4 protein-coding genes are annotated in these 8,628 nt (G+C 71.4%); 2 read left to right on the forward strand and 2 right to left on the reverse strand.

Annotated features, from left to right (window positions below):
* Positions 1–27: 27 nt before the first annotated feature.
* Both RM540_RS13840 and RM540_RS13845 read right to left on the reverse strand, forming a co-directional pair.
* Positions 28–3,108, reverse strand: coding sequence for a TonB-dependent receptor plug domain-containing protein (locus RM540_RS13840; RefSeq protein ID WP_311665126.1), 3,081 nt, complete (start codon positions 3,106–3,108; stop codon positions 28–30).
* 202 nt (positions 3,109–3,310) lie between these two features.
* On the reverse strand, positions 3,311–3,667 hold the full coding sequence (locus RM540_RS13845; RefSeq protein ID WP_311665128.1) for an MGMT family protein: 357 nt from the start codon (positions 3,665–3,667) through the stop codon (positions 3,311–3,313).
* Between the two features lie 136 nt (positions 3,668–3,803).
* Between RM540_RS13845 and murB the strand changes: the two genes are divergently transcribed.
* Positions 3,804–4,934: a UDP-N-acetylmuramate dehydrogenase gene (gene murB / locus RM540_RS13850; RefSeq protein WP_311665130.1), complete on the forward strand. Its 1,131-nt coding sequence runs from the start codon at positions 3,804–3,806 to the stop codon at positions 4,932–4,934.
* Between the two features lie 271 nt (positions 4,935–5,205).
* Positions 5,206–8,526 carry a bifunctional diguanylate cyclase/phosphodiesterase gene (locus RM540_RS13855; RefSeq protein WP_311665132.1) on the forward strand — a complete coding sequence of 1,107 codons (3,321 nt, stop codon included), beginning with the start codon at positions 5,206–5,208 and terminating at the stop codon, positions 8,524–8,526.
* Positions 8,527–8,628 lie beyond the last annotated feature (102 nt).

The raw sequence follows: 8,628 nt of genomic DNA on the forward strand, positions 1-8,628 counted from the left end.
AGCCTGCGTCTGGTGGTTCAGAGGAGGCTAGAGGCCGACGGTGAGGGTCGCGTAGATGACGCGTGGCTGCTGGAGCGTCAGGAAGTCCTGGCCCCGTGAGAGGCTCCGAGCGCCAGCGAAGTTGACCTCCGGATCGACGCCGCTGTAGGGCGTCGACGTGAAGAGGTTGCGTCCCGCAAGCGTGAGGGTCGCGGTCCGAATGGGCGAGGCCGGTACGCCCGCAAGCAGCCGGTTGAGGCTATAACGGATGCTGATCTCGCGGAGCTTGAGGTAGTCGGCGTCCTCGATAAGGTTAGCGTCGAAGCGGCGGTCCGTCCGGGCGTAGGCGTTGGCCGCCGCCTCGTACTCGGGCGTGTTAGGCGTGAGGTTCGGGAGATCGTCTGCCGAGCCGATGCCAAGCTGATCCGCCAGTTCAGCCCGCTCCTGGTCGTTCCCAAACGAGAGCTGGAAGTTGCGTGTGTTGTTCAGCACCTTGAGTCCAATCGCGTAGTCGACGAGGGCGTAGAAGCTGACGTCTCGGAAGATGGTGGCGTTGGCCGTGAACGACCCGTTGTACTTCGGGTACGGGAGACCGTAGTAGCACCGGGAGGCCCCACTACTGGGGTTGTATTCGCACTCCCCCGAGCTGAGCCTGTCCTGGTACAGCTCGAGGTTGTCCTGGTCGATGCCGAAGTCGACACCGGCGTACGTCCCGTCGCTCTCGAAGACGGCCCCGTTGACCGGCGTCGTGTAGAACGCAGAGCGCGGGAGCCCATCAGTGATCTCCGTTGGGCACTCGTCGCCACGGAGATCGGGCGAGTAGTTGTCACCCACGCCTAGCTGATAGGCACAAATGCCCGGACGGATGACGTTAACATCGAACCCGTCGTAGAGGGCGGGGTTTGGGTTTCCTGTAACCGGGTTTTCACCCAGTTCGATCACCTCATTGGTCTGGTAGCTGAACACCGCCCCGAGGTCGAGCGAGAAGTTCTGGAAAGAGACCGGCGTTGACGTGAGGGAAAACTCGATCCCCTGCCCATCGACCCGCCCCACGTTGAACGGGACGAGCGAGGCGACTTGGCCGGTCGACGGCGGCAGTTCGACACCGACGATGGAGTCGGTCGCGCGCTGGATGTAGTACGTGAGTTCGGCGAGCGCCACGCCGGCGATCTCGACGTCGAGTCCGGTCTCAAACTCAGCCACGCGCTCGGCCCGGATGTCCGGGTTGCCAATAAGATCGGGGATGGCCCCGGCCCCGTACCCGCCGACAGCGGCCTCATAAAGCGCGGCCTGAGAGTCATAAGCACCCGGCGACTGACCGCTCTCGCCGTAGGCTGCTCGGACCTTCAGGAGGTCGAAAATGGCCGGCGTACCGTTGAGTTGGTCGAACCGGAAGGCGCCACGGATGAACGGGTAGAAAATCGAGGGGCTATCGCCGCCGATGGCCGTTGCGTAGTCCTGACGGAACCCAGCCGACCCGTTAAAGACTGTACCGTAGCTGACCGACTGATCCAGGAGCACGCCGATTTGGCGCTCGTTGAGATAGCTCTCGCCCGACTCCTGGTACTCCGTACCGGACCCGATGTCTGTGATGAGCGGAGTGGCGAAGTTGAAGTTCTCCAGGAAGATCGTCCGCAGGCGCCGGTCGAATCCCTGCACACCGACGGCCGTCGAGAGGTTGAGCCGCGGGGTCAGGTTGTACTGGTAGCGGGCGCTCGCCGTGAGAGAGACCTGATCGTTCTCGCGGCCGTAGAACCCGCGCGAGCCGCGTGTCCCAACGCCCGGGTAGGAGATCCCAGTCTGCTGGAAGTCGTCCTGCCGGAGATCAGCGGCGTCGACCCCGACGTTGCCACGGAGCGTGAGGGCCGGGATCGGTGTCCACGCTACGTCGGCGGCGCCGATGAAGCGGTTCGTCCGCTGTTCGTTTCGGGCCGCGAGCACACCGAGCGAGTCGACAAAGAGGTAGGAAGACGGCCGCAGGAGTGTATTGCCGAGGAAGCCGATGACGTTGTTGTCGTTCTGCGGCCGGCTCGTCGCACTCTGCGTGTAGCCGAAGTTGACGCCGACCTGGAGCTTCTGCGACGGCGTCACGTCGAAGTTGGCCCGCAGCGAGTTCCGGTCAAAGTCGTTATTCGGGAGGATGCCCTCCTCGTCACGGCGATCGAACTGGCCGTAGTATCGGACCGCCTGGGTGCCGCCCGAGATGCTCACGCCCGTTTCCAAGATTGTGCCGTCGCGGAAGTTGGCGTTGGCGTCTCCGAACGTCCGAAAGGCATTGATGGCCGTGTACTCCGTCTGCTGAGAGTTCTGACCGACAGTCTGCCGGATGGAGATGTTAAAGGCGTCAGTGGCCGAAGCGCCGTTCTTGGTCGTGATGAGGACTACGCCGTTTGAAGCGTCTGTTCCATAAAGCGCGGCAGCCGCCGGCCCTTTCAGCACGTCGACCGAGCCGATGTCTTCAGGGTTGAGGTCAGCGAGAGCGCTCGTCCCCTGGCCGCCCGCTCCGAACCCGACGATCTGAGAGTTGTCAATTCGAACACCGTCGATGAAGATGAGCGGCTGACCTTGCCCGTTCAGGCCACCGCCGGCTCGGACGTTGAACCGGATCCCGCCTCCGACGTTACCCGAGGACGGCTGGACGCTAACGCCTGAAATTTTGCCGTTGAGCAACTGGGAGACATCCTGGTACTCGTTTTGAGCCGTGAGTGCTTCGGCGTCAAGCCGCGACACAGCAACCTCCGACTGACCAACCGACCGCTCCGACAGAGCGCCCGTGACGATCACTTCTTCTAAGTCAGCGAGGTCGGTCGAGAGCGCAAAATCCTGGGTCACCTCTTCTTCGACTCCGACCGTGACAAGCGCCTCGCCGGCCTCGTAGCCGACGAACGTGGCGCGTATGGTGTACGTGCCGGCCGGAAGGTCGAACTCATAGATGCCGTTGATGTTGGTGGCGCCGCCGAGACCGGGCTGGCCAACAACTTGGACAGCCGCCGTGGGCAGGGCCTCGCCCGTTTCGGCGTCGACGACCGTGCCCGTGACGGTACCAGTTTGCGCGAGAGCGCCAGGACCGGCGAGCGCCGCCAATAAGACGGCGAAGCTTCCAAGAGCGCGAGTGACAGTGGGTCGCATGGTGGGTGCGTTGGTGAGAGTGCGAGCGCCCAGGCTGCCGTGTGAAGGGACTGCCCAGAGTTGTAGGAGGTCTAGTGTACCTGCACTACGCTGGGCCGTGCGTCTTCTCGTACCCAACGATGAGGAAAAGCCCGCGAACGGTCGCAGGGCAACCCCGGACGGTCTACCCCGCCCGCGAACGGTCGCCGCCCCGCCCCAGCCGTCAGCCCTCGACGGCCGGGTCCCAGAGGTGTGCCGCCAGCTCTACCCGCCCCGCCCCGTCGAACGCGACGCCCTCCGCCCGGAGCCGCTCCTCCATGACCGTCGGCGTCTCGAAGTGGAGGCGGCCCGTCAGCACGCCCTCGCGGTTGACGACGCGGTGGCACGGGACCGACCACGGCGCGCCCGCCCCGCCCCGCGCGTTCTGCGCGACCGCCTTCAGCGCCCAGCCCACCGCCCGGGCGCCCCGCCCGACGCCCAGGTGCCGCGCGACGTGGCCGTACGTCGTGACCCGCCCCGGCGGCACGCGCCGGACGACGTTCCACACGCGCTCGAAAAAGTCGGGAGAGGTCTCGGGCACGGGCGGACCCAAAGGGCGGGGCGGTCGCAAGGCGGTCGGTAAACTTAGAGGCGCCGCCGAACTCCGCCCCGCCCGACGTGCAAGGGCGGGGCGGCCCGCCCGCCCTCTCCCCCACCCCGCCCTTTGGGTCCGCCCCGTGCCCCTGGTCTCCGCCCCGCCCCGCCCCCTCTCACCGGCCGAGCGCGAGCGCCGCGAGCGCTCGTTCCGAGACGGGCTCCGCGAGCGCCTGCCGGAGTTGGACGCCGAGCGTATCCGCGCGGGCGAGCCCATCGGGCCGTACACGACGTTTCAAATCGGCGGCCCGGCCGACGTTTTTTTCGAGGCGCACAGCGCCGACGAGCTGGCCGCCGCGGTCGGGGCGGCGCGTGAGGCCGAGGTCCCGTACTTCCTCCTCGGCCTGGGCGCCAACATCCTCGTCGGCGACCTCGGCTTCCGCGGCGTCGTGATCCGCAACCGGGCGGCGCACGTGGCGGTCGACCGCGCGACGGGCCTCGTGACGGCCGAGAGCGGGGCGGTCGTCTGGCCCGACCTCATCGAGGCGACCGTCGCGGCCGGGCTGGGCGGGCTCGAACACTACGCCGGCATCCCCTCGACGGTCGGCGGAGCGCTGTGGCAGAACCTCCACTTTCTCTCCCCGCCCCCAGACCGCGAGCGGACCATGTTTATCGAGGAGGTCGTCGAATCCGCCGAACTCCTCCGCGCCGACGGCTCGCGCGTGACGGTCGGCCGCGACTGGTTCGACTTCGGGTACGACTACTCGACGCTCCACGTGACCGACGACCTCGTGCTGAGCGCGGCGTTCCGCCTCGAGCCGGCTGACCCCGCCCGGCTGCGCGCGACGGTCGAGGCCAACCTGGAATGGCGCGGCGCGCGGCACCCGCCGCTCGACACGCAGCCCTCGGCGGGCTCCATCTTCAAGAAGATCGACGGCGTCGGGGCGGGGCGGCTGGCCGACTGGTGCGGCCTGAAGGGCACGCGGATCGGCGGGGCGGCCGTCACGGAGCGGCACGCGAACATCCTGATCAACGCGGGCGCGGCCGAGGGGCAGTCTGCGACGGCCCGCGACGTCCGCCACCTCATCGGCTACGTCCAGGAGACTGTCGAGCGCGAGCAGGGCTACCGGCTGAGCACGGAAGTTGGGTTCGTCGGCGACTTCGGCGAGTTGGGCGCGCTCCCGCCGGCGGGGTGGGAGGACGCCGACGGGTTCTCGGGCGGCGTCCCGCCGGGCGGCCACCCCGAGCCGCACCGCGACGCCGAGCGCCGGTAGCGCCCCGCCCGAGGCCACCCCGCCCCGCCCAAAGCGGTTCGGACGCAGCGAGACCGACGCGCCGCGCGCGCGGTTGCCGCCCCGCCCGGAACCATCAGTATTCGTGCATGGCGAGCGGGGTGGCCGCATCGGGCGGAGCCGCGTTTAGCCGGGCGTTTCGTAACGCCGCTCCACCCCGCCCCCGCGCTATCCAGCGTCACAGAAGGCGGGGCGGGGTGGGGAACGGGATGTGCGCCGGCCGCGGGCGACCTCCGCCCAGACGGCTTCGCCGATGCCCACCGCCCCCGCTGCCACGATCGAGATCCACGCCGACGGCCGCGTCGCCGCGTCGCCGGCCGCCGCCGCGTTGGCCGGGCTGGCGCCCGAAGCCGCGGACGGGCGGCCGCTCGCCGACTGGGTGGCGCCGGAGGACCGCCCGACGGCCGAGGCCCTCGTCGGCCGCGTCCGCGACGGCGAGGCCGACCACGTCTCGCTCCGCGTGCGGAGCCGCGGCGGCGCCCCGCTCTGGGTCACGCTCTGCCAAGCGCCCGACGGCCGCGTGGCCGGCCAGGTCCGGGCGGGGCGGGGCGGCCTCGGACGCGACGACGCCGGCCACGCCGACCGGCTCCGCCTGCTCGCGACGGTCATGTCCCAGGGCGATCTCCCGTTCGAGGACCAGGCGCAGCAGGCGCTCGCGCTCACAGCGTCGCTGCTCGGGCTCGACGTCGGGACCGTGAGCCGGATCGAGGGCGACGACTACACCGTCGTCGCGTGCCACGGGGCGGCGATGGCGCCCGGCGACCGCTTCGACCTCGGCGACACGTACTGCTCGATCACGATCGGCGGCCGCGACCTGTTCGAGATCGCCCACGCGGCGGCCTCCCCGCACCGCCGGCACCCGTGCTACCTCGCCTTCGGGCTCGAAGCGTACGTGGGCGCCCCGCTCTCCGTCGGCGGCGCGCCGTGGGGGACGCTCGCGTTTTCGTCTTCCGCCCCGCTCGCCGCCCCGCTTTCCGACGCCGACCGCGACCTGATCCGCGTGCTCGCCACGTGGGCCGGCGGTGCCCTCGACCGGCACGAACGGACCGAGGCGCTCGCCGCCCAGAACCGGCACCTCCAGGCCGTCGTCGACCAGTCGCCGATCGTCCTTTTTGCCCTCGACGGCGACGGCGCGTTTACGCTCCAGGAGGGGCGCGGGCTCCGGGCGCTCGGGGTCGAGCCCGGGGCGTCGATCGGGCAGAACGTGTTCGAGCTGTACGCCGATGTCCCCGAGGCCGTGGCCGCCCTCCGGCGCGTCCTGGGCGGGGAGGAGCGGACGTGGTCGGCCAGCGTCGGCCCGCTCCACTACGAGTCGTGGGCCGCCCCCACGACCGACGACGCCGGCCACGTGGTCGGGGCGACGGGCGTGTCGATCGACGTCACGGACCTCCACCACGCCGAGGCGCGCCTGACGTGGGAGGCCGAGCGGCTCCACCGGCTCCTCGACGTTACGGCCGTGGACGGCGCGCTCGACGACCGCGCACCCGTCGTGCTCGCGACCGTCGCCGAGCTGCTCGGGCTCGACACGGGCGCCCTCAGCCGCGCCGAGTCGGACGCCGAGGGCGGGGCGTTCGCGTGCGTCGCCGCCGCCCCGCCCCGCCCCGCCACCGACGACCAACCGGGCGGCCTCCCACTCGGCGCCCTCGCACTCGCCGCCGGTGACGTCGTCGCCGTCGAGGACCTGTCCGACTCGGCGCACCGCCACCACGCCGCCGCGGGTGTCGGAGCGTACGTCGGCGTGCCCGTCGTCGTCGACGGCGTCGTCTGGGGCGCGCTCGGCTTCTGGTCGGACCGCCCCGCCCCGTGCGCGTTCACCGACCGCGACGCCGACCTCGTGCGTCTGGCGGCGCAGTGGGCCGGCGGCGCCGTCGCGCGCGACCTCCGGCGCCGGGCGCTCGCCGAGAGCGAGGGCCGGCTCCGCGCACTGGGCCAGTCGACGACCGAGGGCATCGCGTTCACCGAGGGCGGGGTGGTCATCGACTGCAACGACCAGTTCGCAGCGCTAATCGGGCTGCCGTCGACGGCCGACGCGGTCGGCCGCGCGGCCACCGACTTCGTGGCACCGGAGCACGTCGGGGCTGTCCGCGAGGCGATCGCGGCGGAGCGGACCGAGCCGTACGAGATCGTCGTCGTCCGCGCCGACGGCTCGCGGGCGTGGGTCGAGGTGCAGGGCGGGAGCTTGGTTTACGGCGGCCGCCCCGTGCGCATGACGGCCGTCCGCGACGTGACCGACCGGCACGAGCTGGCCGCCCGGCTCCGGCACCAGGCGGCGCACGACGACCTCACGGGGCTCCCGAACCGCGCCCGCTTCCGCGACCGGATCGACCGAATCATGGCGTCGGGCGCCCCGTTCGGCGTCCTCTTTATTGACCTCGACCGCTTCAAGGTCGTCAACGACTCGCTGGGCCACGAGGCCGGCGACGGGCTCTTGAAGACCGTGGCCGCCCGGCTCCGCAGGGCGGTCGGCGTCCACGACGGCGCGCTCGTGGCCCGGCTGGGCGGCGACGAGTTCGGCGTCATCGTGCCCGAGACGGGCGGGGCGGCGGGCGGGGCGACCGAGGCGGTGGCGTATGCGGTCCTCGACGCCCTCGGCGCGCCGGTCGACCTGGGCGCGCGGGCCGTGCAGCCCGGGGCGAGCGTCGGCGTCGTCGCCCGGGGCGAGGCCTACGCCGACCGCGAGGCGCTCCTCCGCGACGCCGACACGGCGATGTACGCGGCCAAGCACGCCGGGCGGGGCGGCGTGACCGTGTTCGACCCGTCCATGCACGAGGCGGCCGCGGCCCGGTTCGGGCTCGAGCACGACCTCCGGCAGGCCATCGACGACGGCCAGCTCCGGGCGCTCTTCCAGCCCATCGTGGACCTGGACTCCGGCGCGGCCGTCGGGTTCGAGTCGCTCGTCCGGTGGCAGCACCCCGACCTCGGGCTCCTCGGGCCGGACCGCTTCCTCCCCGTCGCCGAGGAGGTCGGGCTCGTGGCCGAGGTCGACCGCTGGGTCCTCGAGGCGACGTGCCGCGAGATGGGCCGCTGGGCGCCGCACCTCGACGCCGATTCGCTCTTGTGGATCAGCGTCAACTGCTCCGACCAGACGTTCCTCGCCGCCGGCCTCGCCGAGCGGGCGCGGGCGGCGGCCGACGCCGCTGGGCTCCGCCCGGAGCACGTGGTCCTGGAGCTGACCGAGCGGGCGCTCGTCGACGCCGACGCCGCGCGCGAGGCGCTCGCCGCGATCCGCGCCCACGGCCTCCAGCTCTGCGTCGACGACTTCGGCTCGGGCTACTCGTCGCTCGGGCTCCTCCACACGCTCCCCGTTGACGGCCTCAAGATCGACCGATCGTTCGTGACCGGCCTGGGCACGTCGCGGGCGGCCCGGTCGCTCGTCCGCGCCGTCGTCCAGATCGCCGACGACCTCGGGCTCCGCGTGGTCGCCGAGGGGATCGAGACGGCCGACCAGCTCGCCGCGCTCCGCGACCTCGGGTGCCCGCTCGGCCAGGGCTACCTGTTCTCGCGGCCGGTCCCGCCCGACGCGGCGCGCGCGCTCCTCGCCGCCCCGCCCTGGGCCGACGCGTGGGCGGAGTAGAGCGGAGAGAGCGGAGAGAGCGGAGAGAGCGGAGAGAGCGGAGAGAGCGGAGAGAGCGAGGTGCCCGCCCCGCCCCGTGCGCGCCACCGGGCGGGGCGGGAG

Origin of the sequence: Rubrivirga litoralis (assembly GCF_031846415.1) — a bacterium.
Taxonomy (GTDB): Bacteria; Bacteroidota; Rhodothermia; order Rhodothermales; family Rubricoccaceae; genus Rubrivirga; species Rubrivirga litoralis.

Coding starts and splice junctions, on each gene's coding strand:
- RM540_RS13840 (WP_311665126.1), bottom strand. CDS start 3,108: ATGCGACCCACTGTCACTCGCGCTCTTGGAAGCTTCGCCGTCTTATTG.
- RM540_RS13855 (WP_311665132.1), top strand. CDS start 5,206: ATGCCCACCGCCCCCGCTGCCACGATCGAGATCCACGCCGACGGCCGC.